This window comes from Aliihoeflea sp. (assembly GCF_052435475.1).
In the GTDB taxonomy this organism is placed as follows: Bacteria; Pseudomonadota; Alphaproteobacteria; order Rhizobiales; family Rhizobiaceae; genus Aliihoeflea.
Genome location: NZ_JBQVMV010000025.1, coordinates 1 through 24,680 on the forward strand (window position 1 = coordinate 1; position 24,680 = coordinate 24,680).

The window sequence follows — 24,680 nt, forward strand, 5'->3', positions numbered from 1 at the left end:
ACACCACCCGAGCCGGCACCGCCGCCCGAACCACCGCCACCACCACCGGAACCGGCGCCACCGCCCGAACCGCCACCGCCGCCGCCACCGCCGGAGCCTGCGCCACCGCCGGAACCGGCGCCGGACGCATGCGCCTGGCTGAGCTGCAGAAGAGCCGGCGCGCTGTAGGCGGCGGCAGCGAGCAGGCCGATCCGGCCGAGTGCGCGGCGACGGCCGAGCGATACCGGTTCGGCTTGCGAATTCAGGTTATTGGAAACGTCTTTCATCTTGACCTCCTGTTTCGTGAACGAGGCCGGCGGAGCCTTGCGGACTGGCCGGTCACGAGCGGCAAACGGGACGTCGGCCGGTTTATTCCAGGCCGGCTGATTTCACCGGCTGATGGAATAGAACGCCGGTGCGGACGTTCGTCGACCAACAGAAAACGGACGACAGCAATGCCCGCAGCCATTTTGCCCCTGACCCGACCGATCCTTGCCGCCGGCCTGCGGCAATGGCTCGTCGCTGCGGCGAGCGTCGGCCTTGCCTGGCTTGCGATCGCATTTTTCCTCGCCGACCTCGCCTTCCAGGGCCGCGCGACGCTTGCGATCTTCATCGCCATGATGGCCGGCTGGCTGATCCTGAAGCTGCCCGAAACACCGGTCGCCATCATCGCCTTCCTGGCGCTCGCGGCGACCGGCGCGGCCGACCAGGACGACCTCTTCGACACGTTCGACAACGAGATCATCTGGCTCCTGATCGCGGCCTTCATCCTTGCCGCCGTCATCAGGCAGACCGGTCTCGCCGAGCGCCACGCCATGCGCGCGATCGCCCTGTTCCGCTCGGTGCCTGCGATCTTCATGGCGGCGACGCTGATCATCTTCGTCACCGCCTTCTTCATTCCCTCGACCTCAGCGCGCGCCGCGATCCTGCTGCCGGTCTTCGCCGCGCTTTCGGCGGCGATCGGACGGCCCGGCGTCACCAAGGCGCTGGCGCTTCTGTTTCCGAGCGTCATCCTGCTTTCGGCCGGCGCGTCGCTGACGGGAGCGGGGGCGCATCTGATCGCGCTCGGCTTCATCGACGAGATCGACGGTCCTGAGATTTCCTATCTCGACTGGGCGTTGCTCGGTGCGCCATTCTCGCTGGCGATGAGCCTTGCGGCGAATTTCGCGATCCAGCGCCTGTTCCTGACCGGCGCCGACAAGGCGCCGCTGGCGCGTGCGATTGCGACATCGGGCGGACCCAAAGCCGGTGACCGCCGCCTGACGGCGATCATCGTCGGAACGGTTGCGCTTTGGGCGACAGGCGGTTGGCACGGCATCGATCTCGCGCTGATCGCGCTCGCCGCTGCCCTGCTCGCCGCCTCGAAGGCGGTCTCGGGGATCGCGTTCAAGGACGCGTTGAAGGACGTCGACTGGAACCTGCTCTTCTTCCTCGCGGCGACGCTCGTCGTCGGCGAAGCGCTGCTCGAGACCGGCGCGGCGGCCTTTCTTGTCGACCGGCTGGTCGGCTCGCTCGATACGGCGCTAAGCCCGGCGCTGACGATCGCGATCGCGGTGATCGTCGCCGCGCTCGCCCATCTCGTCATTATTTCGCGCACCGCGCGCGCCGCCGTGCTCATCCCCGCGCTTGCCCTGCCGCTCTCACGCTTCGGCACCGATCCGACGACACTGATCTTCGTCGTGACGATCGCGAGCGGCTTTTGCCAGACGCTGATGGTGTCGGCCAAGCCGGTCATGCTGTTCGGCCAGGCGGAAGGGCAGCCATTCGACCAGGGCGACCTGCTGAAACTGGCGGCATGGCTGCTACCGGTCTTCGTGGCGGCACTCCTGTTCTTCGCGCTGGTCGTCTGGCCGCTACAGGGACTGGGTGGCTGATCTTTTTCGCCGGCGAAGGGAATAGACGCAGGCGTCGAACGTCATCGCCTCGAACAGACATTCCCAAGGCGAGAATTCCCATGTCGATGACCATTCTGATCGCTCCCTCCGGCTTCAAGGAAAGCCTTTCGGCCAAGACCGTGGCCGCCCGCATCGAAGCCGGCGTCAAGCGCGCCCTGCCCTCCGCCCGCATTCTCAAGGCACCGATGGCCGATGGTGGCGAAGGTTTCACGCGGGCACTGGTCGAGGCGACCGGCGGCACGGTTCATCCCGTCCGCGTGACCGGACCGGTCGGCGAGCCGGTCGATGCGTTCTTCGGGATGATGGGCGGGCAGGACCGGCCGACAGCGGTCGTCGAGATGGCAGCAGCCGCCGGCCTGCGCCACGTGCCGCGCGACCGGCGCGACCCGACGCGCACCACGAGCTACGGCGTCGGCGAACTCGTCCGCGCCGCGCTCGATCATGGCGCGACGCGCATCCTGCTGGGCTGCGGCGACAGCGGCGTCAACGATGGCGGGGCGGGCATGGCCGAAGCACTCGGCGTGCGCTTTCTCGACGGCGACGGCAATCGCGTGCTGCCGGGCGGCGGCGGACTTGCCGAACTGGCGCATATCGACGTTGGCGGCCGCGATCCGCGTCTCGCCCGCGTGCGCATCGATGCTGCCGTCAACTGGCACAACCTCCTGACCGGACCGAAGGGCGTCGCCCGCGTATTCGGCCCGCAAAAAGGCGCGACGCCCGCGCAAGTCGACCTTCTGTCAGGCGCGATGGAAACCTATGCCGCGCTGATCGAGACCACTACCGGCGTGCGCGTCGCGGACGCGCCCGGCGCAGGTGCTTCGGGCGGGATCGGCGCAGCGGTCATGGGTCTTCTCGGCGGCGTGCTCCACCCGCGCTACGACCTCGTGATGCAGTATCTCGACCTCGACGCGCTGATCGACGAAGCCGATCTCGTCATCACCGCCGAAGGCAGCCTCGACGGACAGACGCCCTACGGCAAGGTGCCGGTGGAAGTTGCGCGCCGGGCCAAGCTGCGCGGCCTGCCGGTCATCGCGCTCGCCGGCACGATCGGCAAGGGCGCGGCCTCGAATTTCGCCCACGGCATCGACGCCTTCGCCTCCATCGTCAAGCGCCCCTGCTCGCTCGACGAGGCGATCGAGAAGGCCGACAAGTTCCTGGTGCGCGCGGCCGAGGACGCGACGCGCATGATCCTCGTCGGCTTGATGCTGGCGGAGGGTCCACAGGTGACCGATCGGCGATTTCGACGCCCCCGCCTCGCGCGCCAGCAAACGGGCGCGACGGTCGTTCCGTTTCCCCGCGCGCTGCCGCGCGAAATTCCGGTAGCCGGTTAACTTAACCGATTGCTGCCCTTGCGGAAAAGTAGTTAAGTCTGAAATGCCGCGGGCGAGATTGCACGTTTCGTCATGTCACTGTCACGCAACGGCAGTAGCCGCATCGCAGGCGTCAAGAAGGCGTCTTTTCTCAGGGAGAACGGGTATGACGAAATTGGGGCACATCCTGTCGGCCATCGCCGCCGGGCTGATGGTGACGACGTCGATCTCATCGGCGCAGGATCTCGCCGAGCTGGAGGCCGCGGCCAAGGAAGAAGGCATGCTGACGACCATCGCCCTGCCGCATGACTGGTGCGGCTATGGCGAGGTGATCGCCGGCTTCAAGGCGAAATATCCGGAGATCACGGTCAACGAACTGAACCCGGATGCGGGCTCGGCCGACGAACTCGAAGCCGTGCGCGCCAACAAGGACAACAAGGGCCCGCAGGCCCCCGACGTGCTCGACGTCGGCTTCGCGTTCGGCCCACAGGCGCAGGAAGAAGGGCTTCTGATGCCCTACAAGGTCTCGACCTGGGATTCGATCCCCGAAAACGTCAAGGATGCCGACGGCCACTGGTATGGCGACTATTACGGCGTGCTTTCGTTCGCGGTGAACACCGACATCGTCGAGAACGTGCCGGCCGACTGGGCGGACCTCCTCAAGGACGAATACGCCAACTCCATCGCGCTCGCGGGCGACCCGCGCGCGTCGAACCAGGCGATCCTGGGCGTGCAGGCCGCCGGCATGGCGACCGGCGCCGATGCGGGCGAAGCCTCCGGCACGGCCGGCCTCGACTTCTTCAAGCAGCTCAACGAAAAGGGCAATTTCGTGCCCACCATCGGCAAGTCGGGCACGCTCGCGCAGGGCGCGACGCCGATCGTCATCTGGTGGGACTACAACGCCCTTTCGGGCCGCGACGCGCTCAACGGCAACCCGCCGGTGGAAGTCGTCGTGCCGGCGACCGGCGTCCTCGCCGGCGTCTACGTGCAGGCGATCAGCGCCTATGCGCCGCACCCGAACGCCGCCAAGCTTTGGATGGAATATCTTTATTCCGACGAAGGCCAACTCGGCTGGCTGAAGGGCTACTGCCACCCGATCCGCTTCAACGACATGGTCGAACGCGGCGTCATCCCGCAGGAACTGCTCGACGCCCTGCCGCCGGCTGAATCCTACGAGAAGGCCTATTTCCCTACTCTCGAAGAGCAGGAAGCGGCCAAGAACGTGATCACGTCCGGGTGGGATTCCACCGTCGGCGCGAACGTTCAGTAGTGATGTGACCTGCACCCGGCCGGCCCTTCGGCCGGGTGCATACTCTCTCATGGCGAACGCACCGCTAGGCACCCCCCTCTGGCCTGCCGGCCATCTCCCCCTCAAGGGGGGAGATCAGTCTCGTCGTCACCCAGATCAAACGGCCAGGGTGCCGGCGGTGTCGGCGGCGCGCGTGATCTCCCTCCTTGAGGGGGAGATGGCCGGCAGGCCAGAGGGGGTTGCGACTAAACGAAAGCGCTTCAAACCCTTGCCTGTTTTCTCATTGCGGTTCGCCAGATGAGTTCCTCATGACCGACATCCCCCACGTTCCCGCCCCCCAACCCGCCCGGCGCTCGCTGTCGCTGGCGTGGCTCGGCGTCGTGCCGTTCCTCGCCTTCGCGCTCCTGTTCCTGATCCTGCCGACGCTGCAGATCATCACCGGCGCGTTCCGCAATCCGGCGGGTGAGTTCACGCTCGACAACATCGCGAACCTCTTCCAGCCGTCGATCATGTCGGCCTACTGGATCTCGATCCGCATCTCCTTCGCCTCGGCCTTTCTCGGCTGCCTGATCGGCTTCCTGATGGCGGTGGCCATCACGATCGGCGGGCTGCCGTCGTGGATACGCTCGCCGCTCGTGACCTTCTCCGGCGTCGCCTCCAATTTCGCCGGTGTCCCGCTCGCCTTTGCGTTTCTGGCGACCTTCGGCCGGCTCGGCCTCGTGACGCTCATCCTGCGCGATTGGTTCGGCATCAACATTTACGGCATGGGCTTCAACATCCTGTCCTTTTCGGGCCTCACGCTCACCTATCTCTTCTTCCAGATCCCGCTGATGATCCTGATCGTGACGCCGGCACTCGACGGGCTGAAGCGCGAATGGGGCGAAGCGGCCGCTATCCTCGGCGCCTCGCGCTTCCAGTATTGGCGCATGGTGGCGCTGCCGATCCTTTGGCCGACGCTGCTCGGCACCTTCGCGCTGCTCTTCGCCAACGCCTTTGGCGCCGTCGCCACAGCCTATGCGCTCACCGGCTCGTCGCTCTCGATCGTGCCGATCCTGCTCTTTGCGCAAATCCGCGGCGACGTGCTGCAGGATCCGCATCTTGGCTACGCGCTCGCCTTCGGCATGATCGTCATCACCGGCATCGCCAACTTCGTCTATATCTGGCTGCGCAGCCGCGCGGAGCGGTGGATCAAATGAAGGCGAACCGCTTCTGGTCCTGGCTCTTTCTCATTCTCGGCATCGCCTATTTCGCCCTGCCGCTGATCGGCACCGTCGAATTCTCGCTGAAGATGCGGCGCGGCGAATATTCGCTCGACGCCTATTGGGCGGTGCTCGCCGATCCGCGCTTTCAGGCGACGTTCGGCTATTCGGTGATGATGGCGGTGGCGACGATCATCGCCGGCGTGGTGCTGATCGTGCCGACCGCCTACTGGATACGCCTGAAGCTGCCGCACTGGCGGCCCTTCATCGAATTCGTCACGCTCCTGCCGCTCGTGATACCGCCGATCGTCATCGTGTTCGGCTATATCCGCCTCTACAACACCTCGTCCTGGCTGCCGCTGACGGGCACCGCGGCGGGCACGAACCTGCTCTTGATGTTCGGCTACATGACGCTGTCGCTGCCCTACATGTACCGCGCGGTCGATACGGGCCTTCGCGCCATCGACGTGCGCACGCTGACCGAGGCGGCCGAGAGTCTGGGCGCCGGATGGCTGACGATCATGTGGCGCGTGATCCTGCCGAATGTCCTCATCGCCGTCCTGTCCGGCGCGTTCCTGACCTTCGCCATCGTGATCGGCGAATTCGTGCTCGCCGCACTTTTGAACCGACCCGCCTTCGGCCCCTATCTCCAGCTCATCGGCGCCAACCGCGCCTACGAGCCCGCCGCCCTCGCGGTCATCGCGTTCGCGATCACCTGGGCATGCATGGGCCTGATCCAGCTTGTCACCCGCTTCCAGAAACACACGATGGCCCGCCGATGAGCTTTCTCGAAATCGCCAACCTTCAAAAGGATTTTGGCGGCACCCGCGTCGTCAAGGATTTCGACCTTGCCGTCGAGAAAGGCGAGTTCGTCTCGTTCCTCGGCCCCTCCGGCTGCGGCAAGACGACGACGCTGCGCATGGTCGCCGGCTTCGAGCAGCCGACATCGGGCGTAATCCGCATCGACGGGCGCGACGTGGTGAACCTCAAGCCCAACCAGCGCAATATCGGCATGGTGTTCCAGGCCTATGCGCTGTTTCCCAACATGACCGTCGCGCAAAATGTGGGCTTCGGGTTGAAGGTCGCCGGGCGGCCGAAGGCCGAGATCGATGCGCGCGTGGCGGAAATGCTCGAGATCATCAAGCTGCCGCACCTGGCCGAGCGCTTTCCGTTCCAGCTTTCCGGCGGTCAGCAGCAGCGCGTAGCGCTCGCCCGCGCGCTCGCCGTGCGCCCGCAGGTGCTGCTCCTCGACGAGCCGCTCTCCGCGCTCGACGCCAAGATCCGCGTGTCGCTGCGCGAGGAAATCCGCGCCATCCAGAAAAAACTCGGCATCACGACGATCTACGTCACGCACGACCAGGAAGAAGCGCTCTCCATGTCGGACCGCATCGTGGTCATGAACGAGGGCCGCGCCGACCAGGTCGGCACGCCGTTCGAGATCTACAACCGGCCGACGACGCGCTTCGTCGCGTCGTTCGTCGGTACGCTCAGCACGCTCGAAGGCCGTGTGGTCGACCCGGCAGCGGGCACCGTTTCGATCGGCGACGGCACCGTTTCGCTGGGCTATCGCCTTGCCGACCGGCAGGCGGGCGACGCGATCACGCTGGCACTGCGCCCTGAATCCGTGACGCTCGGCCGCGACGAGGCGCGCGGCGCGCATCTGTCCGGCACGATTCGCGACGTGTCGTTCCTCGGCTCGGTGATCCGCGTGCGCGTGGCAGTCGGCACCGGCACTGTCTCGCTCGACACCTTCAACAGCCCCTCCGCCCCGCCGCCCGAGCCGGGCGACCTCGTGACCGTGAGCTTCGCGCCAGGCGATCTGCTCGTGATGGAAGACTAGGTGACATACCCATAAACGAGATTCCCAAGGGCTCTGCGGTGTGATTCCCTTCCTGCAATCGACAGGAGGTGTTTATGGCGCGTTTCGATCTGACGGATTTCGAGTGGTCGGTGATCCAGCCGCTGCTTCCGACGAAGGTGCGCGGTGTGCCGCGCGCCGATGACCGCAAGGTTCTGAACGGCATCTTCTGGCGGCTGCGCACGGGAGCGCCTTGGGCTGACATTCCGGCGCGCTACGGTCCCTACACGACCTGCGTCAACCGGTTCAACCGGTGGCGCCGAGCCGGCCACTGGGTATTCTTGAAGCCGTATCAGCCGCTTACGACGGCGACGTGCAGATGATCGACTCGTCTTCGATCCGCGTCCACCAGCACGCCGCCAACGGCCAAAAAAAGACGAGCGATCCCGTTGCATGGGTCGCTCGCGCGGCGGCTTGACCACTAAGATCCATGCGCTGGTCGATGCCGAAGGACGTCCGATCCGGCTGAAACTGACCGAGGGCCAGGCTCACGACGGCCGCTCGGCCGCCGACATGTTCGAAACGCTGGAGGCCGGGCACATCCTTCTTGCCGACCGCGCCTATGACGGCGACGCGCTTCGCGCAGCAATGGCCGAACGCGGCGCATGGGCCAACATCCGATCCATGCCAAACCGCGTCAAAACCTTCCCGTTCAGCGCATGGGTCTACCGCCAGCGCAACGCGGTCGAACGGTTCTTCAACAAACTCAAACACTTCCGCGCCATCGCCACCCGATACGACAAGCGCGACGACAACTTCCTCGCTTCGGTCCAACTCGCATCAATCCGCATATGGTTGCGGAGTTATGAGTCGGTCACCTAGTCAATCCGTTTGACGCTGTTTCGCGACAGGTAGGAAAGCCAACCGTCCGACGCGACAGATGGCGGCCGCATTCACCTTGCGTTGCGGAAAGAGCGCGTGCCAATCAGATCAATCGGTTGTCTTCGGCTGTCTGCCTGTCGCGGCGGCGGGCACCGTCGGTGTCGGACTTCTGATGCCGTTCCCGTGCCGTTTTGCGGATCTGCTCGAACCGGTTCTCCTCGTCGTCCTTGGGCCTCGGCGGGGTGTCGGCCTTCTTCGTGAAGGTAATCATCGGTCTTCCTTGAAGGTTGGAAGTGAGGCTCGCCGGGAAATTCGTCCCGGCGACTGCCGTTTCAGGTCGCGCCAGTCTTACGCGGCAAGAGCGGTCGAACATCCTTCTGCGCCGCGCCGGTCGGGGGTTGTCTGCCCTGGCATTGTCGCCCATCCCCCCGCCTCAATAAACTGGCGCTTCTTGAAGCCGTCCGTGATCGCCTTGAACTCGACAAGTCGCGGCTCGGCATCCGGCTCAGCGTTGAAGCGTTCGACGCAGATGGCCGACGCCAGTTCGCCGCGCGCGACATCGCCTGCGGTCGTCGCCGCCGTGCGTGACGTGCCTCCGGTCACCCAGCCGCCCCAGCTGAAGCCAACGATGATCGCGGCGGCGACCGCGCCGATGCACGCCCAGACGAGCGTCGATTTCGTCGGCTGGTAATCGTCCCAGCGCTGGGACATGGATTTCTTGCTGCTGTTCTGCATGGCCATTGACGTGCTCCTTGCTGAGTGCTGTTGAAGGTCCGTTGGCGGCCGCGAAGGCCGAGGGGTTCGGCACCGCTCAGTAGCCCATGCCGCTGCCGCCATTGCCGGCCGCGGGCGCATCCTTAGGCGGTATGTTGGCGATCATCGCCTCGGCGGTGATCAGAAGAGCCGCGATCGAGCCAGCGTCCTGCAAGGCGGTGCGAACCACCTTGGCGGGATCGACGATGCCGGCCTTAATCATGTCGACATAGGTTTCGGTCTGCGCGTCGAAGCCCTGATTGCGGTCCTTGCTGTCCGTAAGCTTACCCACGACGACCGAACCCTCGACCCCAGCATTCTCGGCGATCTGCCTGACTGGCGCTTCGAGCGCCCTTAGCACGATGGAGATGCCTGCATCCACATCGGCATTGCCGCCCGCCAAGGCTGCAAGTGCGGACCTGGCGCGCAGCAGTGCCACGCCACCGCCTGGCACGATGCCCTCCTCGACCGCCGCGCGAGTTGCATTGAGTGCGTCGTCGATGCGGTCCTTCTTCTCTTTGACCTCGGTCTCGGTCGCGCCGCCCACACGGATCACCGCGACGCCGCCGGCGAGCTTCGCCAGGCGCTCCTGGAGCTTCTCCTTGTCGTAGTCCGAGGTTGTCTCCTCGATCTGCGCCTTGATCTGGCGCACGCGCGAGGCGATGGTGGCCTTATCGCCGCCGCCGTCGATGATCGTGGTTGTATCCTTCTCGATCACAACGCGCTTGGCGCGGCCGAGCATGGTGACGGCGACACTCTCCAGCTTGATACCTAGATCCTCGGAGATCATCTGGCCGGCGGTGAGCACGGCGATGTCTTCCAGCATAGCCTTGCGGCGGTCGCCAAAGCCGGGTGCCTTGACGGCCGCGACCTTCAGGCCGCCGCGCAACTTGTTGACGACGAGCGTGGCCAGCGACTCGCCTTCGACGTCCTCGGAGATAATGAGCAGCGGCTTGCCGCTCTGCACCACCGCTTCGAGGATCGGCAGGATCGCCTGAAGGTTGTCGAGTTTCTTCTCGTGGATGAGAATGTAGGGATCATCCAATTCCACGCGCATCTTCTCGGCATTGGTGATGAAATAGGGCGAGAGATAGCCGCGGTCGAACTGCATGCCCTCGACGACCTCGAGTTCGGTTTCGGCGGTCTTGGCTTCCTCGACGGTGACGACGCCTTCGTTCCCGACCTTCTTCATCGCCCTGGCGATCATCTCGCCGACCGCGACGTCGCCGTTTGCCGCGATAGTGCCGACCTGAGCGATCTCTTCCGAGGACTTGACCTTCTTGGCGCGCGCCTGGATTTCCTTGACGACGGCCACTACGCCGAGGTCGATGCCGCGCTTCAGATCCATCGGGTTCATGCCGGCAGCGACCAGCTTAGCGCCCTCGCGCAGGATCGACGCGGCGAGAACTGTCGCAGTCGTGGTGCCGTCGCCGGCAATGTCGTTAGTCTTGGAGGCGACTTCGCGAACCATCTGCGCGCCCATGTTTTCGAACTTGTCGGAAAGTTCGATCTCCTTGGCGACGGTGACACCGTCCTTAGTGATGCGCGGCGCGCCGTAGGCCTTGTCGATGAGGACGTTGCGCCCCTTCGGCCCGAGCGTGACTTTGACGGCGTTGTTGAGCAGTTCGACGCCGCGCAGCATGCGGTCGCGCGCATCGGTGGCGAATTTAATTTCCTTGGCGGGCATGGTGTTCGTCCAGTTGGGTCTTGCGGGTGGAGGCTCGGAGAGTCCGTTCAGGCGGCCATCTTGCCGGCCGCCTCGGTCTCCTCGATGATGCCCATGATGTCGCTCTCCTTCATGATCAGGAGATCCTCGCGGTCGATCTTCACCTCGGTTCCGGACCATTTACCGAACAGGATGAGGTCGCCGGCCCTGACCTCTAGTGAGACCAACTTGCCGCTCTCGTCCCGGCTCCCGGGACCGACGGCGATCACTTCGCCCTCTTGCGGCTTTTCCTTCGCAGTGTCGGGAATGATGATGCCGCCCCTGGATTTGAGTTCGCTATCCGCGCGTCGAATGACGACGCGGTCGTGGAGTGGGCGGAATTTCATTGGGTTCTTTCCGCGGCCGGCTCATAGGGCGACCACTGCGTCTATGTAGCGCTCTTGGCACTCGAAAGATAGGAGTGCCAAAAATATTTCCGTCCATTTCCAAAATATCGGATCGAGAAAATTGGTCGGTCTCATTGTTGAAAACACAGGATTTCTGAAGTTGCTTTAAGAGTTTCATCGGACGTATAAGTTAAATTCGGTTTTTCCTTGCTTCGCGATAGGTTCATTCATATCTGCAAGGGGCATTGATGTGGACGAGGAGCGCCGCAGTGACCCTAGAATTTCCTAACTGCAGCCGCAGCTTCGACGACACGCGCAACGCGGTTCGCTTCATCGGTCATGACGGCATGTTCGAAGTGCCGTTCTTCGTCGAGGCCGGCGCGCTGGCGAGGCCGGGCAGGGCGGCCCCGTCGGAAGCAGATTGCCTGACGGCGTTCGATGCCGCGCGCAAGTCGATTCACGGCGTGGCGCGCGAGGCCTATTCGCATGGTCGCCGAAGTTCCTATGTGCTGACAGCCACGGATTTCCTGTAGACATTTGATCGGCCGTCTGTCCCCTTGGTTACGGCGACTCACCGCGCGAATTCCTGCGCCTCAGTGCCTAAACCCAACCGCCGACTGTCCGGTGAAACGGGGTCCACTCCAGCAGCCTCGTGGTCAAAACTCCCCGCGGAAGCTTGTGACCGGAATTCCGTGAGCAGCGTATCGGCGAGCTGACCGTCTTGTGATGAAAAGATGCGTGGAAGACATGCTGTCCTCCTTTGGTTGGGGCTAGGGTATGATCTGTGCCCTCAATCGGCAGAGCCCTGGAGTGCCTGCCGACGAAATGCCATAACACCAATCGATCGCTCCTGCCTAACGATCTGCCGGCTTGTTTGTCTCCGCTAGGCGCGGGCCTAACACAGAGTCTCACTCGTCAAGAAGAGGGCGCACTGTACCGTCGATGTGTGTGTGCCCCCTGAATGACAGCTTTCCCAGGTCCACTGCTCAGAAGCGGTCGGGCAGGAATCCACCCCATTGCCGAAGTTCGAAACCAGCGGCGTTACCGACCGATCGGAAATCGATTTCCGTCGCAACGGGGGCCGACTGCTGACGGTCCGGTTTCGGCGGAGAAACTCAAAGAGCCGATGTTCGCCCAACCACCCGATCCCGGTTGCAGAGTTCATGAGGGCTTGTCGAGGCGGGGGTATGTCTTCCAACCCGCCAGGCGCGGATCTGCAAACAAAGATCGCTTCGTCTAGAACGCATCTCCTTTTCTTTGCACTGGTTGTGCGGGGGTCAAAGGCTCGGGCACTGGCGTGGTGAGCATCTTGTCCCGCCCAGACATGATATCGCCCTGCACCTGTTCGGCCAGGCGTTGCATATCGCGACCGCGGACATCTTCCAGTGCCTCGGTTACTGTGACCTCATCCCAGCCAAGGCGGCGTAACCCCTCGGCCCCCATCAGCAGCGCCGATTCCACTGTCTCACGAACTTCAAAGTCCACTCCCGCGCGGATCAGTTCCATCGAATGGCCCCGATCGTAGCTGCGTGCCAGCACTGCCGCACTCGGAAATTCGTGCTGTACCTGATCGACAATGCTACTGACGGCGCGGCGATCATCGACACAGATCAGGACCACCTGCGCCTGCGCAGCACCCGAGTTGCGCAGAATGTCCAATCGCGTGCCATCGCCGTAAAAGACCTTGAAGCCAAAGCGCGCAGCCTCTCGGATACGGTCGGGGTTGTTGTCGATCACCGACACCTGCGCTCCCCGCGCCAGCAGCATCTGCAGGGCGATCTGACCAAACCGCCCGAAGCCGATCACCAGAACCTGCCCACGCAGCCCGCTTGCCGGATCCACGCCATCCAGCGCGGAACCGGGGTCGCGCAACAGCCTGTCGGCGGCGATTATGATCAGCGGCGTGATCGCCATGGACAGGATCACGACTGTCGAGAAGATTGCATTTTCCCGCGCATCGATGACCCCGCCTGCAACTGCGGCCGTATAGAGGACGAAGGCAAACTCGCCCCCTTGCGCAAACATGACGGTGCGGCGCAACGCCACCAGGTTGGCCCCGCCAAAGGCCCGCGCCGTGGCATAGATGGCAACTGCCTTGACCAGCACATAAGCCACCAAAATGGCGAGCAGGAACGGCCATTCCGCAGCGATGACGCCGAGGTCCAACGACATGCCGACGGCCAGAAAGAACAGCCCCATCAAAAGGCCTTTGAACGGCTCGATATCGCTTTCGATCTGGTGGCGATAGCTGGAGCTGGAGAGCAGTACGCCGGCCAGAAAGGCCCCCATAGCCATCGACAAACCCACCGTCTCCATCAACAGTGCGGCACCCAGCACCACAAGCAGCGCCCCGGCGCTCAGCACCTCGCGTGCACGCGCACGCGCCAGAAGTGAAAAGAGTGGACCGAGCAGCCAACGCCCAGCCACAAGCAGCGCCAACAGCCCGGCCAAGGCCAGTGCTGCCGCGCCGAGCCCATTCTCGCCTTGTCCGACAGGCGACAGGAAGGCCACGACCGCCAGCAAGGGTACGATCAGCAGATCCTCGAACAGCAGGATCGAGACGGATTTCTGTCCCTCCAGGCTGCCGATCTCCCCGCGTTCCTGCAAGGTGGACATTATGACGGCGGTCGAGGATAGGACGAACCCGGCACCTGCGATGAACGCTGTTACTGAGGGAAGCGCGAACACCACCATGCCCGCGAGCCACAGTAAGGCAATCGCAAGGCTCACTTGCGCCAGACCCAGCCCGAAGATCTGCCCCCGCAGGCCCCAGAGCTTCTGCGAGCGCAGTTCCAGCCCGATGATGAAGAGGAACATCACCACGCCCAGTTCCGCGAAATGCAGGATCGTGTCGGGGTCGGTGAACAACCCCAGCACCGACGGCCCCACCAGCGCACCGGCGGCGAAATACCCCAGCACTGACCCCAGCCCCAGACGCCGGAACAGCGGCACGGCAATCACTGCCGCTCCCATCAGCACCACCACCGGACCAATAGTCGGCCCCAATCCCTCTGCAGCCATCGGCTCGCTCCTCAAGACTTACAAAGCTGGCGCTGCAGCGCCAGGTGTCGTTCCCACTGTGGTGTCAGCCGCCGGATCACTTTCGGCGGCGAACGATGGTCCTCCGGTCTGGCCGATTCTCGCCGATCGCGGGGCCATGCGGCTCAAGGACCCGCAACATCGCCGGCGCACCTGGTTGAGACACAGATTGATCGCACCCAATGATCAGGGTCCGTGGGCTCGTCACGGGCTCGGCGTGCCGGTTCGCGAAATGGTCGCAGTAGCCGAGATGGTTGCATCTGAGGCACAAACGCAGTTGAGCCCGCCAACTGCTGACCTCAGGCAGTCCTTGCAGTCCAGCGCAGTGGGCCTGACGATCCGGCTGGTATGGGCAAAACTGCAGAATTGTCTCAGCCGATGGCCTGCGATTGGGGCCTATCACCGGCGCGCGAGAGTTCAGCGTGCCAGTGCCCGGTCGCGTCTTCCCAGATGATGCCGGTGGTCTCGCCAGGCCGCAGTTGCCTGCAGGCCGCCCGCCGGGCTGCGCCAAAGGCCGCGTCGTAGCTGGAGAAGGTTTCCGAATAGGTCTCGCCTGCTCGATAGGCCCAGCCACCGTCATGTTCGACGATCCGATAGGTCAAGTCGCTCATCTGCATCGCTCCTGCCGTTGGAGTGCTTCTGCCTGGTTCTCGCAGCGGAGACCGCTGGAATGAAGGCGAGCATCGCCGCCTTGCTTCCATCACCGGCGCAGCACGTCGTGCCATTCGGGATGGCGATCAATCTGCGCCTTCGCGAATGGGCAGAGCGGCATGATCTCGACGTGATCGCGCCGAGCATCCTCGATCGCCTGACGCACCAGTCGCTCGCCGACTTTGCGGCCGCGCAATGCCGCTGGCACCTCCGTGTGGTCGATAATCAGCAGGTTCCCGCCGGCGCGGCTGTAGCTCATTTCGGCCTCGACGCCATTCACGACCAGACGGTAGCGCCCTTTCGACGGGCCATCCTCTCGCTCCACGGGCTCGTCGCCTACCGATGGCGCAAGCGCCACGAGCGCCGCATCGGGCCTTCGCACCTCTCGGGGCTGTCCGTTTGCGCATTCGAGAAGTCCCCGGTCCCAGCCGCCCAGATCGGCTGCCGCCTCGTAGGTCGAAGTGAGGAAAGCCATCAGCACCGCATCGGGATCCGCAGACGCCTGCACGGCCTCATAAGGCAGAACGAACTCCGAAAGGCCGTCATGCCAGAAGGCTGCGTCGGGCTGAACTGACGCGGCGCGGTAGCCACCGGGCGCAGGATAGGCGTAGGCGTAAAAGGCTGGATAGTCGATGCCGTTGCCGCCGGGCCAAAAGCCCGCCGAAGACACCTCGCGGTCATAGGCTTCCTGTGCGACGTCGTTTGGCAGGGACGGGATGCCACCCGGGTGGAGCGGCGCGCGGCGGCCCGAAAAGCGCGTGAGAGCCAGGTCGAAGCTGCCCCAGAACAGGTGCACGGGGCTGGACTTGCCGAGGAAGGAGGTGCGGAAGCGATTGAACACCTTGTCGACCGCCATCAGGGACTGATGAAATCGCTCGACGGCTTCTCCGTCATAGGGCCGGTCACGGTCATCTTCGGCGAAGGGAACCGGAAATGGCACCTCGTTGGGGCTGCCGTTGAAGGTCGGTGTGCCGCCGAGGTCCGTAATCAGTTGCACGAAGCTCGTGTGGAAGGCTGCGACCGTCATTGGCCCCAGATCGAACGACGCCTTGCGGCCATTGCCGCAGGTGCCCACCACCTTGTGCTCACGCAGGTCGAACAGGATCTCAATGCCCGGGCCGTCCGGGATTGGCGAAGAGGCCAGTCCAATCGGCGTGACGTAGAAAGTCGCGTTCCACGAATGGTTGAGCCACGGCGTGTGCGCCAGCCGGTACTTGCCCGCAATCTGCAGATAGAGATGCAGCGCCGAGCACGTGTCGCGCCAGCCGAGATAGTCGAGCTTAGGCCAGTTGGTCATTATTATGTCTCCAGGCTGGATCGGTCATTCGGGAAGGGGAATATGTTCGTTGCGGTCGTCGGCAGGCAGATCGAAGCGGCCATTGCCCCAATTCGCGGAGCGCCATTCCTCTTTGGCGAGTTCGATGCGCTCCCTGGATGAGGCGACAAAGTTCCACCAGATGTAACGTGGGCCGTTGAAGGTCGCACCGCCGAGGATCATCAGCCGCGCGCCCCTTTCGCCAGCGGCCACCGTGATGCGGTCGCCTGGTCGGAAAACCATCATTTGCCCCGCCTCGAATTCCTGTCCGGCGACCGAGATCGAGCCTTCAACGATGTAGATGCCGCGGTCTTCGTGCTCGTCCGGCATTGGCAGCCGGCTGCGCGGATCCAGCCGCACATCCGCGTAGAAAGTCTCGGAAAGCATCGTCGCGGGTGCGACCTTGCCATAGGCGTTGCCGAGGATCAGCCGGACTGAAACGCCCTGGTCTTCGATGACAGGCAGTGTGTCTTTACCGTGATGCTCGAAGCTGGCGTCCACGTCCTCGTGGCTGTCCGGCAGGGCCAGCCAGGTCTGGATGCCGAACAGGCTGTTCGGGCCGCTTCGCGCCGTCGCGGAGGTGCGCTCCGAATGGGTGACACCGCGTCCTGCGACCATCCAGTTCAATGCGCCGGGCCTGATGATCTGGTCGGCGCCAGTGCTGTCGCGATGGTGGAAATCACCCCGGAACAGATAGGTCACCGTTCCAAGCCCAATATGCGGGTGCGGCCGCACATCGACACCCTGACCGGTCAGGAACTCCGCCGGCCCGGCCTGGTCGAAAAAGATGAACGGCCCGACCATCTGCCGCTTTGGTGCCGGCAGAGCCCGCCGGACCTCGAAATCGCCAAGGTCTCTCGACCGCGGGACGATCAGGGTCTCGATTGCATCGATCCCGACGTCATCGGGGCAGCCCGGTTCAAGTGATGGGTTCCAGCTCATGCTTTGTCCTTTCGCGATCTCGTCAGGGTCGAACTAAGCGTTGGCCGCAACTACCGCTAGACCCGTGATCCGCCGAGCTGTGTCGCGAAAAATGGAACACCGACGCAGACCCGCAAAAATTCCGCACTAGCGCCAGATGGCCGCAAGACCCGGGTCATTCTGAAGGCACTCGATCATCAGTTCGGTCAGGACCCGCACCTTTCGCGAGGGATGCGGCCCCGGCGGCCGGATGACATAGACCCCCGCCGATGGCAGCGGATAGCGTGTCATGATCGGCACGAGCGCGCCCGAAGCGATATAGGTGTCGGTCACGCAATCGGGCAGCCATGCGACGCCCAGCCCTGCGGCCGCCGCGGCAGCGAGGGCGATGCCGTTATCTGCCTTGTAGCGCCCTTGCGGGTTGATCGTGACGACCTTGTCGCCATCCATGAACTGCCAAGCCTCGGTGCCCTGCATGAGGGCCTGGTGAAGGGCGATCTCCTCCGGCGCCTCCGGCGCGCCATGCGCCTTTATGTAGTCGGGGCTGGCGAGAAACTTTCCATGGATATCACCCACGCGCCTTGCAATCAGGTTTGAGTCCTGGAGGTAGCCGACCCGAACCGCACAATCGAAACCCTCGCCGATGAGATCGACGAAACGGTCGCTGTAGGACGAGTGGATATGCAGTCTCGGGTGGCGACGCGCCAGTTGCGCCAGCACGGGCGCCAGATGCGTCGGACCGAAGGTCAGCGGCATCGCGACGCGCAGGCGGCCGGTCAGGTCGCCGGACGGCTGAATGGTCTCCCGCGCCGCATCGATCTCCGCGCCTACTCTTGCCGCATGGTCGCGGAACGAAGCGCCGGCTTCCGTCAGGGCCGCGCCGCGGGTGGTGCGTGCGAGAAGCTGAACGCCAAGCTCTGCTTCAAGCTTGAGCAGTCGCCGACTGACGATCGATTTCGAAACGCCCAGCCGACGTGCCGCAGCCGATACGCCCCCCGCATCGGCAACTTCCACAAACGTCCGCAGGTCGTCGATATCCATCCGGTGTTCCCAGTTTTGCGACACAGCGTGGCAGGAGCGAGCCCTACCGTTTGACCGAAAGAGATGTCACTGACTGATCGTCTGCAGTTTGCCCTTACACATACCTGTTGGCCGGCCATCGCTTCAGTCACACCGTCTCCAAGAACCCGAACGAACTCAAGTCTCGGTGTCGCAGTGCAATCGAAAGCAAGCAAGAACGGCACCGGCGGGGCACATACTGCACCGCATCGCCGTCGCGCGTAGATTACCTCTTGGTCGCCAGGTGGGTGCGGGTTCGCCCTTCACCAGAGCTGGAACTGCCGCGCGCAAATCCAATGCGATCATCATGATCGGCAATGACTTGTGAGAACACATCATGGAAATTGGCATCGATAGTTTTGCGGCCATTCTCCCCGACCCGGCGACCGGACGGCTTCCTTCGGCGACGGATCGCATGGCCGACCTTCTTGAGGAGGTCGAAACCGCTGACCGTGTCGGGCTCGATGTCTTCGGCATAGGCGAGCACCATCGCGCCGAATTTCTCGACTCCGCGCCCGCGATCATTCTCGCTGCCGCCGCGGCCCGCACCAGCAGGATACGCCTGACGAGCGCGGTGACGGTGCTGAGCGCGGCCGATCCCGTACGGGTGTTCCAGGAATTCGCGACGCTGGACCTGATCTCCAAAGGGCGCGCCGAGATTGTCGTCGGGCGAGGCTCGTTCGGTGAGGCGTTTCCGCTGTTCGGCCTCGATACCCGCGCCTATGACGACCTTTTCGCCGAAAAGCTCGACCTGTTCCTGAAACTCAGCGAGGAGACCAACATCTCCTGGTATGGGCGCTATCGCTCGGCACTTCACGGAGAGGGCGTCTTCCCGCGCCCGCACCAGCAGCGGCTGCCTCTGTGGGTGGGCGTCGGCGGCACGCCGTCATCCTTCGAGCGCGCTGGAGAGCTTGGCCTTCCGCTGATGGTTGCCATCATCGGCGGCACGTTCGAGCGGTTCCGCCCGCTCGTCGATCTGTATCGGGAGTCCGGCGCGCGAGCCGGCCACAGCCCGGAGAAACTGACCGTGGGCGTGCACGCCATGGCTTTCGTCGGCGAGACCGACGCCGAAGCCAGGGATGCGTTCTTTCCCGGCTGGGTGCATCTCACCGGAAAGATCGGACGCGAGCGAGGATGGCCGCCGCCAACTCGCCAGCAGTTCGAAGCAATGGCCAGTCCCGAAGGAGCATTCCTGATCGGTGACCCCAGGACGGTTGCCGCCAAGATGCTAAGGGCCAGCGAGGCGCTCGGTGGCGTCTCACGCATCACCTTCCAGATGAGCACCGCCTCGCTCGAAACCGCCGCGATGAAGCGCTCGATCGAGCTTCTTGGCACGGAAGTGGCGCCGATTGTCCGGGCTCACCAGATGCCGAGCGCGCATGTTCCGACATCGTGATTGGCTGGAAAGGTCGATCGCCGCGTTCGTGAAGCGAGGCGATGGGTGGCAATTGCACTTGGTGGTGTAGCCTCTCGGCGAGTTCTGTTGAAACCATCAAGGTAGAGGTAAAATTTATGCCTAAGGGATCAGACCTGTTTGTCGCTGCGCTGGAGAACGAAGGCGTTGATCGAATCTTCGGTGTGCCTGGCGAGGAAAACCTGGACCTTCTGGAATCGCTGCGGACCTCCGGCATCAAGCTGGTCCTGACCCGTCACGAGCAGGCCGCGGCCTTCATGGCGGCGACGCATGGGCGACTTACGGGCAGGCCCGGCGTCTGTCTGGCGACGCTCGGACCCGGCGCGCTCAATTTCTCGACCGGCGCGGCCTACGCCCATCTCGGCGCCATGCCGATGATCCTCATCACCGGCCAGAAGCCCCTGATGAGCGCCAAGCAGGCCCGCTTCCAGATCGTCGATATCGTGGCGTCGATGAAGCCGCTGACCAAGATGACGCGCCAGATCGTCAGTACCGCCGCCATACCCTCGACGGTGCGCGATGCCTTTCGCGTCGCGATGGAGGAGCGGCCCGGGCCGGTGCATCTGGAACTGCCGGAAGATGTTGCGGGCGAGGAGGTCGCGAACGCCTTCGTCATTGCGGTTCACGCGACGGAGCGGCCCATGGCCTCGGCCCGGTCGCTCGACATCGCAGCGCAGACAATCCTGGCGGCCAGCCGGCCGCTCGTCATGTTCGGCGCGGCGGGTAACAGGCCCGCTCTGGTCGATGCGCTTTCGAGCTTCGTGAGGCGCACGAGGTTGCCGTTCTTCAATACCCAGATGGGCAAGGGCGCAGTCACCGGTGGCTCGAACCTCTACATGGGCACCGCGGCACTGTCGGAGGGCGATTATGTGCATGAGGCGGTGGAACGTGCCAATCTGATCGTCGCCATCGGCCACGACACCGTCGAGAAGCCGCCTTTCCTGATGAAGAGCGCCGGTGGGCCGAAGGTTATCCATGTCGGCTACCAATCGGCCACTGTGGAGCAGGTCTACCACCCGGATATCGAGGTGATCGGCGACATCGGAGCTGCGGTAGAGGGGCTTGCCGAGCGGCTCGAAGGAAAGCTGGAGCCTGATGAAGGAATGCTCGATCTGCGTCAGCGTATCCTCGCCCGCCTCAACGACCGCGCCGAGGAGGGACGCTTTCCGCCGACACCGCAGCGCATCGTCCACGATGTCCGCAAGGTGATGCCGGAAGACGGCATCGCCTGCCTCGACAACGGCATGTACAAGATCTGGTTCGCCCGCAACTACCGCACCCATGTCGCCAACACCCTGCTGCTCGACAACGCGCTTGCCACGATGGGCGCCGGCCTGCCCTCAGCGATGATGGCGGCCATGCTGCATCCGGAAAGACGCGTCATGGCCGTTTGCGGCGATGGCGGCTTCATGATGAACTCGCAGGAGATGGAAACGGCGGTCCGCCTCGGGCTCAATCTCGTCGTCGTCATCCTGAACGACAGCGCCTACGGCATGATCCGCTGGAAACAGGCAGTCGACGGCTTCCAGGATTTCGGAATGAGCTTCGGCAATCCAGACTTCGTTCGCTATGCCGAAGCGTATGGTGCGAAGGGCTCGCGGGTGACCGCGGTCCAGGATCTGGTGCCCACGCTGCAGGCCGCCTTCGCGGATGGTGGTGTCCATCTGGTCGATGTGCCGATCGACTATTCCGAAAACACCCGTGTTCTCGTCGACGAGTTGCGCAACCGCAGGCCCGACGTGGAACTCGCGTAGTCCAGCGAAGGGAGATCAACAATGCTGACAGTCGTTCAGCCATTCGATCGTGCGCCGATCACGCAGATCGAGACCGACGATGCCGCCGCGCTGGAGCGCAAACTTCAGGCGGCGGAGCTGGTCTTCCGGGATCGCGATGGTTGGCTGAAGCCGCACGAGCATGTCGCCATCCTGCGCAGGCTGGCCGCGCTGATGGAAGGCAAGCGCGATCATCTCGCCATGCAGATCGCCCGCGAGGGCGGCAAGCCGCTGCCGGACGCGATCGTCGAGACCAGCCGCGCCATCGACGGCATTCACAACGCCGCCGACGAACTGCGCAACTTCGCCGGACGTGAAATTCCGATGGGGCTGTCGGCGGCGGCCGAGAACCGCTGGGCCTTCACCACGAAGGAGCCGATCGGCATCGTCGCGGCGATTTCCGCCTTCAACCATCCCTTGAACCTGATCGTTCACCAGGTCGCGCCGGCCATCGCCGTGGGCTGCCCTGTCATCGTCAAGCCGGCCGCCACGACGCCGCTCTCCTGCATCGACTTCGTGGCGCTGGTCCACGAAGCGGGTCTGCCCGAGCCCTGGTGCCAGACATTCATCACCGATGACAACGCGTTGGCCGAAAGGCTGGCGACCGACAGCCGCGTCGCCTTCCTGAGCTTCATCGGTTCGGCCCGGGTCGGCTGGCCGCTGCATTCCAGGCTCGCGCCCGGCACGCGCTCGGCGCTCGAGCATGGCGGGGCGGCCCCCGCCATAGTCGACCGCAGCGCGGATCTCGGCAAGGTGATCGAGCCGATCGTCAAGGGCGGCTACTACCACGCCGGCCAGGTCTGCGTGTCGACGCAGCGCATCTTCGTCCATGCCGACATCGCCGAGGACTTCACGCAAAAGCTCGTCGCCCGCGTCGAAAGACTGCGTACTGCCGATCCCGCCCTGAAGGACACCGAGGTCGGACCGCTGATCCTGCCGCGCGAGGTCGACAGGGTCGGGCAATGGATCGACGAAGCGGTCGGCGGTGGCGCCACACTGGCGACCGGCGGCAAGCGCCTGTCCGAGACGACCTTGCAGCCGGCGGTGCTGCTCGACCCGGTCGCCGACGCGAAGATTTCGACGCTGGAAGTGTTCGGCCCGGTCGTCACGGTCTATCGCTACCGCGATCTCGACGCGGCGATCCATCAGGCTAATGCGCTGCCCACCGCCTTTCAGGCCAGCGTCTTTGCGCAGGATATCGACGTCGCGATGCGCGCCGCCAATCGGCTCGACGCGTCCGCCGTGATGATCAACGATCCCACCGCATTCCGCACCGACTGGATGCCTTTCGCCGGTCGCAGGGAATCCGGATACGGCACCGGCGGCATCCCGTTCACTATGCACGACATGACGCAGGAAAAGATGATCCTGTTGCGCCGTAGCTGATCCCGGCGGCAGTCGCAAAGCCTGCCCGCGTTCACGGCCATTCCCGACAAAAGTGTACGACATGCCTGAGTTCAACCCTATCCCGGTCGAAACGCTGTTTGCTACACCTGCGTTCTCCGGCGCCCGAATATCGCCGGACGGAACGCGGATCGCCTATCTCGCACCGTGGCGCGATCGGCTGAACGTCTTCGTGCACGACATTGGACCCGACGGGCCCTGGAACCTCGAAAACGACCGCCGGCTCACCAACGATGCGCGTCGCAACATCGAGAGTTACGTGTGGTCGCCGGATGGGGACTCCATCCTCTATCTGCAGGATGCGGATGGCGACGAGAACTGGCACCTCTACCGCATGTCGGTCGCGCAGGAGGCGGCACCGGTCGATCTGACGCCCTTTCCCGGGGTGAGGGTCATGGGGTTCGCGTTCTCGTCCGCCGACCCCGAAACGGTCTTCCTCCAGCTAAATGCCCGCGACCCCGTTTTCATCGATCTCCACAGTCTCGACATGACGACCGGCGAACTCAGGATGATCGGCAGGAACCCCGGCCGTTTCGTATTCTGGATACCGATCCCCAACGGTTCGCCGCACGCCTTCATCATCGATCGGGACGGGGATCACGTCCTGGCGCGGTTCGAGAACGACGATTTCGTGCCCCTCGCCAGGTTCGCGGGCGAAGACTTCCCCTTCACCCCCACGCCGATCGTCCCGACGCCGGACGGCAGCGCAATCTGGGTTGGTTCGAACCTGGGTTCGGACAGGACGCGTCTCGTCCGGGTCGATCTGGCCAGTGGAGACGAAATCGAAGTCGACAGCCACCCCGTCCTCAGCCTCGATACACCGCGTCCGGAAGCCGACCAGCGATTTGCGCCCTCACTGATCCTTAACCCTGTCACGGGCGAACTGCTTGGAGCTCGATATCTCGGCGAACGGCAGGTTATCCATGCGTTGGACGCCCACTTCGCCGAAGTGCTGGTCAGGCTGAACGAGCTTTCCGCAGGTGAGCTTGGACATGTGTCCTGCGATGCGGCGGGCGGGCGTTGGATTGCCGAGTTCACGACCGACAGAGACCCCGGCGCGACGTGGTTCTACGACCACGCGAGCGGAGAAGCCCGTCTCATCGCCCGCCGCAGGCGGGAGCTCGATCCCGTCAGGCTTTCGTCCGTCCGTCCCGTCACCATTGTCTCGCGCGACGGCCTGGCGCTGCCCTGCCATCTGACGCTTGCGGTCGACCGGGCACCGCATCTCCTGCCGACCGTTCTTCTCGTTCATGGCGGCCCATGGTACCGCGACAGCGCGTCCTACGACCCCGAAGTCCAGTTCTTCGCCAATCGCGGTTACGCCGTCCTGCAGGTCAACATGCGAGGCTCGACGGGCTACGGGAAGGCATTCACCAAGGCCGCGAGAGGCGAGTTCGCCGGGAGGATGCATGATGACCTGATCGATGCGCTCGACTGGGCCATCGCCGAGGGCCACACGGACGCGGATCGCGTGGCGATCTATGGAAGCTCGTATGGGGGATACGCCGCCCTCGTCGGCGCCAGCTTCACGCCCAACCGGTTCGCCGCGGCAATCGACTATGCGGGGGTTTCAGACCTTAGAACGGTCGTGCGGGACCTTCCATCGTTCCTGCGCGAGGCGCTTATGAAAAACTGGATCGCCTATACCGGCGATCCCGCCGTGGAGGCAGACAATGCCGACATGCTTTCGCGCTCGCCGGTCAGCCGCCTGGACCGGATCAAATGCCCGCTGCTGGTGGTCCATGGCGCACAGGACGCGCGTGTCAAGCTTGGCCAGGCTCAGGCGGTCGTGGATGCCCTTCGCAAGCGGGGCCGCGACGTCGAGTTCCTGGTCAATGAGACGGAGGGTCACTGGTTCATCAATCAGGACAGCAACTTCGAACTCTACCGCACGATCGAGGCGTTCCTTGCGCGTCACCTGATCGGCGACGTCGAAGCCGGTTCGTGCCGGTGAGGGCCTTCGTCGCGGCGGCGATGTTGGCGAACCG

At 64.1% G+C, this 24,680-nt stretch carries 21 protein-coding genes and 1 pseudogene; 12 read left to right on the forward strand and 10 right to left on the reverse strand.

The window, feature by feature from the left end; translation table 11 throughout:
- The coding region (locus tag ACT6QU_RS18195; RefSeq protein WP_444836990.1) for a hypothetical protein at window positions 1–266 on the reverse strand (266 nt) is incomplete at its 3' end.
- A 168-nt stretch (window positions 267–434) separates the two neighbouring features.
- Between ACT6QU_RS18195 and ACT6QU_RS18200 the strand changes: the two genes are divergently transcribed.
- The 7 genes and pseudogenes from ACT6QU_RS18200 to ACT6QU_RS18230 all read left to right on the forward strand — a co-directional run bounded on the left by ACT6QU_RS18200 (window position 435) and on the right by ACT6QU_RS18230 (window position 8,312).
- The gene (locus tag ACT6QU_RS18200; protein ID WP_444564245.1) at window positions 435–1,853 is read left to right on the forward strand and encodes an SLC13 family permease; all 1,419 of its coding nucleotides are present in this window, start codon (window positions 435–437) and stop codon (window positions 1,851–1,853) included.
- An 80-nt stretch (window positions 1,854–1,933) separates the two neighbouring features.
- On the forward strand, window positions 1,934–3,205 hold the full coding sequence (locus tag ACT6QU_RS18205) for a glycerate kinase family protein (RefSeq protein ID WP_444564244.1): 1,272 nt from the start codon (window positions 1,934–1,936) through the stop codon (window positions 3,203–3,205).
- A gap of 190 nt (window positions 3,206–3,395) precedes the next feature.
- Window positions 3,396–4,454 carry an ABC transporter substrate-binding protein gene (locus tag ACT6QU_RS18210; RefSeq protein WP_444564337.1) on the forward strand — a complete coding sequence of 353 codons (1,059 nt, stop codon included), beginning with the start codon at window positions 3,396–3,398 and terminating at the stop codon, window positions 4,452–4,454.
- A gap of 287 nt (window positions 4,455–4,741) precedes the next feature.
- The gene (locus ACT6QU_RS18215) at window positions 4,742–5,629 is read left to right on the forward strand and encodes an ABC transporter permease (protein WP_444564243.1); all 888 of its coding nucleotides are present in this window, start codon (window positions 4,742–4,744) and stop codon (window positions 5,627–5,629) included.
- The gene (locus tag ACT6QU_RS18220) at window positions 5,626–6,414 is read left to right on the forward strand and encodes an ABC transporter permease (protein WP_444564242.1); all 789 of its coding nucleotides are present in this window, start codon (window positions 5,626–5,628) and stop codon (window positions 6,412–6,414) included. The genes ACT6QU_RS18215 and ACT6QU_RS18220 overlap by 4 nt, the downstream gene beginning before the upstream one ends.
- A complete protein-coding gene (locus ACT6QU_RS18225; protein WP_444564241.1) occupies window positions 6,411–7,472 on the forward strand; it encodes an ABC transporter ATP-binding protein in 1,062 nt (353 codons plus the stop codon). Before ACT6QU_RS18220 ends, ACT6QU_RS18225 begins: the two co-directional genes overlap by 4 nt.
- A gap of 74 nt (window positions 7,473–7,546) precedes the next feature.
- Window positions 7,547–8,312: pseudogene (locus ACT6QU_RS18230) on the forward strand (IS5 family transposase).
- 103 nt (window positions 8,313–8,415) lie between these two features.
- Here the strand turns inward: ACT6QU_RS18230 and ACT6QU_RS18235 are convergent.
- From ACT6QU_RS18235 to ACT6QU_RS18250, 4 genes are all read right to left on the reverse strand, one after another.
- Window positions 8,416–8,583 carry a hypothetical protein gene (locus tag ACT6QU_RS18235; RefSeq protein WP_444566041.1) on the reverse strand — a complete coding sequence of 56 codons (168 nt, stop codon included), beginning with the start codon at window positions 8,581–8,583 and terminating at the stop codon, window positions 8,416–8,418.
- A gap of 77 nt (window positions 8,584–8,660) precedes the next feature.
- The gene (locus ACT6QU_RS18240; protein WP_444836991.1) at window positions 8,661–9,053 is read right to left on the reverse strand and encodes a hypothetical protein; all 393 of its coding nucleotides are present in this window, start codon (window positions 9,051–9,053) and stop codon (window positions 8,661–8,663) included.
- Between the two features lie 70 nt (window positions 9,054–9,123).
- Entirely contained in the window at window positions 9,124–10,752 is a 1,629-nt protein-coding gene (gene groL / locus ACT6QU_RS18245) for a chaperonin GroEL (protein ID WP_444836992.1), read from the reverse strand.
- Window positions 10,753–10,799: 47 nt separating this feature from the next.
- A complete protein-coding gene (locus ACT6QU_RS18250) occupies window positions 10,800–11,117 on the reverse strand; it encodes a co-chaperone GroES (protein ID WP_444836993.1) in 318 nt (105 codons plus the stop codon).
- Between the two features lie 269 nt (window positions 11,118–11,386).
- Between ACT6QU_RS18250 and ACT6QU_RS18255 the strand changes: the two genes are divergently transcribed.
- Window positions 11,387–11,650, forward strand: a complete 264-nt coding sequence (locus ACT6QU_RS18255; protein WP_444836994.1) for a DUF1488 domain-containing protein — start codon at window positions 11,387–11,389, stop codon at window positions 11,648–11,650.
- A gap of 703 nt (window positions 11,651–12,353) precedes the next feature.
- Here ACT6QU_RS18255 and ACT6QU_RS18260 read toward each other — a convergent pair.
- From ACT6QU_RS18260 to ACT6QU_RS18280, 5 genes are all read right to left on the reverse strand, one after another.
- Window positions 12,354–14,138, reverse strand: a complete 1,785-nt coding sequence (locus ACT6QU_RS18260; protein ID WP_444836995.1) for a monovalent cation:proton antiporter-2 (CPA2) family protein — start codon at window positions 14,136–14,138, stop codon at window positions 12,354–12,356.
- A gap of 389 nt (window positions 14,139–14,527) precedes the next feature.
- On the reverse strand, window positions 14,528–14,767 hold the full coding sequence (locus tag ACT6QU_RS18265; RefSeq protein WP_444836996.1) for a DUF2188 domain-containing protein: 240 nt from the start codon (window positions 14,765–14,767) through the stop codon (window positions 14,528–14,530).
- Window positions 14,768–14,856: 89 nt separating this feature from the next.
- Window positions 14,857–16,104, reverse strand: coding sequence for a DUF5996 family protein (locus tag ACT6QU_RS18270; protein ID WP_444836997.1), 1,248 nt, complete (start codon window positions 16,102–16,104; stop codon window positions 14,857–14,859).
- A gap of 24 nt (window positions 16,105–16,128) precedes the next feature.
- Window positions 16,129–17,064, reverse strand: coding sequence for a pirin family protein (locus ACT6QU_RS18275; RefSeq protein WP_444836998.1), 936 nt, complete (start codon window positions 17,062–17,064; stop codon window positions 16,129–16,131).
- Between the two features lie 126 nt (window positions 17,065–17,190).
- Window positions 17,191–18,084, reverse strand: a complete 894-nt coding sequence (locus ACT6QU_RS18280) for a LysR family transcriptional regulator (RefSeq protein WP_444836999.1) — start codon at window positions 18,082–18,084, stop codon at window positions 17,191–17,193.
- 355 nt (window positions 18,085–18,439) lie between these two features.
- Here ACT6QU_RS18280 and ACT6QU_RS18285 point away from each other — a divergent pair, with 355 nt between their 5' ends.
- The 4 genes from ACT6QU_RS18285 to ACT6QU_RS18300 all read left to right on the forward strand — a co-directional run bounded on the left by ACT6QU_RS18285 (window position 18,440) and on the right by ACT6QU_RS18300 (window position 24,646).
- Complete coding sequence (locus tag ACT6QU_RS18285; RefSeq protein ID WP_444837000.1) at window positions 18,440–19,498, forward strand: LLM class flavin-dependent oxidoreductase; 1,059 nt, start codon at window positions 18,440–18,442, stop codon at window positions 19,496–19,498.
- A gap of 116 nt (window positions 19,499–19,614) precedes the next feature.
- Window positions 19,615–21,270 (forward strand): acetolactate synthase large subunit, encoded by a 1,656-nt coding sequence (locus ACT6QU_RS18290; protein ID WP_444837001.1) that lies wholly within the window; start codon window positions 19,615–19,617, stop codon window positions 21,268–21,270.
- A 21-nt stretch (window positions 21,271–21,291) separates the two neighbouring features.
- Window positions 21,292–22,674 (forward strand): aldehyde dehydrogenase family protein, encoded by a 1,383-nt coding sequence (locus ACT6QU_RS18295; RefSeq protein WP_444837002.1) that lies wholly within the window; start codon window positions 21,292–21,294, stop codon window positions 22,672–22,674.
- Between the two features lie 61 nt (window positions 22,675–22,735).
- Window positions 22,736–24,646: an alpha/beta fold hydrolase gene (locus tag ACT6QU_RS18300; RefSeq protein WP_444837003.1), complete on the forward strand. Its 1,911-nt coding sequence runs from the start codon at window positions 22,736–22,738 to the stop codon at window positions 24,644–24,646.
- Window positions 24,647–24,680: the final 34 nt, after the last annotated feature.

Bases quoted from the DNA above. Each gene is read 5' to 3' on its own strand.
- ACT6QU_RS18200 (WP_444564245.1), top strand. From the start codon at position 435: ATGCCCGCAGCCATTTTGCCCCTGACCCGACCGATCCTTGCCGCCGGC.
- ACT6QU_RS18205 (WP_444564244.1), top strand. From the start codon at position 1,934: ATGTCGATGACCATTCTGATCGCTCCCTCCGGCTTCAAGGAAAGCCTT.
- ACT6QU_RS18210 (WP_444564337.1), top strand. From the start codon at position 3,396: ATGGTGACGACGTCGATCTCATCGGCGCAGGATCTCGCCGAGCTGGAG.
- ACT6QU_RS18215 (WP_444564243.1), top strand. From the start codon at position 4,742: ATGACCGACATCCCCCACGTTCCCGCCCCCCAACCCGCCCGGCGCTCG.
- ACT6QU_RS18220 (WP_444564242.1), top strand. From the start codon at position 5,626: ATGAAGGCGAACCGCTTCTGGTCCTGGCTCTTTCTCATTCTCGGCATC.
- ACT6QU_RS18225 (WP_444564241.1), top strand. From the start codon at position 6,411: ATGAGCTTTCTCGAAATCGCCAACCTTCAAAAGGATTTTGGCGGCACC.
- ACT6QU_RS18235 (WP_444566041.1), bottom strand. From the start codon at position 8,583: ATGATTACCTTCACGAAGAAGGCCGACACCCCGCCGAGGCCCAAGGAC.
- ACT6QU_RS18240 (WP_444836991.1), bottom strand. From the start codon at position 9,053: ATGGCCATGCAGAACAGCAGCAAGAAATCCATGTCCCAGCGCTGGGAC.
- groL (WP_444836992.1), bottom strand. From the start codon at position 10,752: ATGCCCGCCAAGGAAATTAAATTCGCCACCGATGCGCGCGACCGCATG.
- ACT6QU_RS18250 (WP_444836993.1), bottom strand. From the start codon at position 11,117: ATGAAATTCCGCCCACTCCACGACCGCGTCGTCATTCGACGCGCGGAT.
- ACT6QU_RS18260 (WP_444836995.1), bottom strand. From the start codon at position 14,138: ATGGCTGCAGAGGGATTGGGGCCGACTATTGGTCCGGTGGTGGTGCTG.
- ACT6QU_RS18265 (WP_444836996.1), bottom strand. From the start codon at position 14,767: ATGAGCGACTTGACCTATCGGATCGTCGAACATGACGGTGGCTGGGCC.
- ACT6QU_RS18270 (WP_444836997.1), bottom strand. From the start codon at position 16,104: ATGACCAACTGGCCTAAGCTCGACTATCTCGGCTGGCGCGACACGTGC.
- ACT6QU_RS18275 (WP_444836998.1), bottom strand. From the start codon at position 17,064: ATGAGCTGGAACCCATCACTTGAACCGGGCTGCCCCGATGACGTCGGG.
- ACT6QU_RS18280 (WP_444836999.1), bottom strand. From the start codon at position 18,084: ATGGATATCGACGACCTGCGGACGTTTGTGGAAGTTGCCGATGCGGGG.
- ACT6QU_RS18285 (WP_444837000.1), top strand. From the start codon at position 18,440: ATGGAAATTGGCATCGATAGTTTTGCGGCCATTCTCCCCGACCCGGCG.
- ACT6QU_RS18290 (WP_444837001.1), top strand. From the start codon at position 19,615: ATGCCTAAGGGATCAGACCTGTTTGTCGCTGCGCTGGAGAACGAAGGC.
- ACT6QU_RS18295 (WP_444837002.1), top strand. From the start codon at position 21,292: ATGCTGACAGTCGTTCAGCCATTCGATCGTGCGCCGATCACGCAGATC.
- ACT6QU_RS18300 (WP_444837003.1), top strand. From the start codon at position 22,736: ATGCCTGAGTTCAACCCTATCCCGGTCGAAACGCTGTTTGCTACACCT.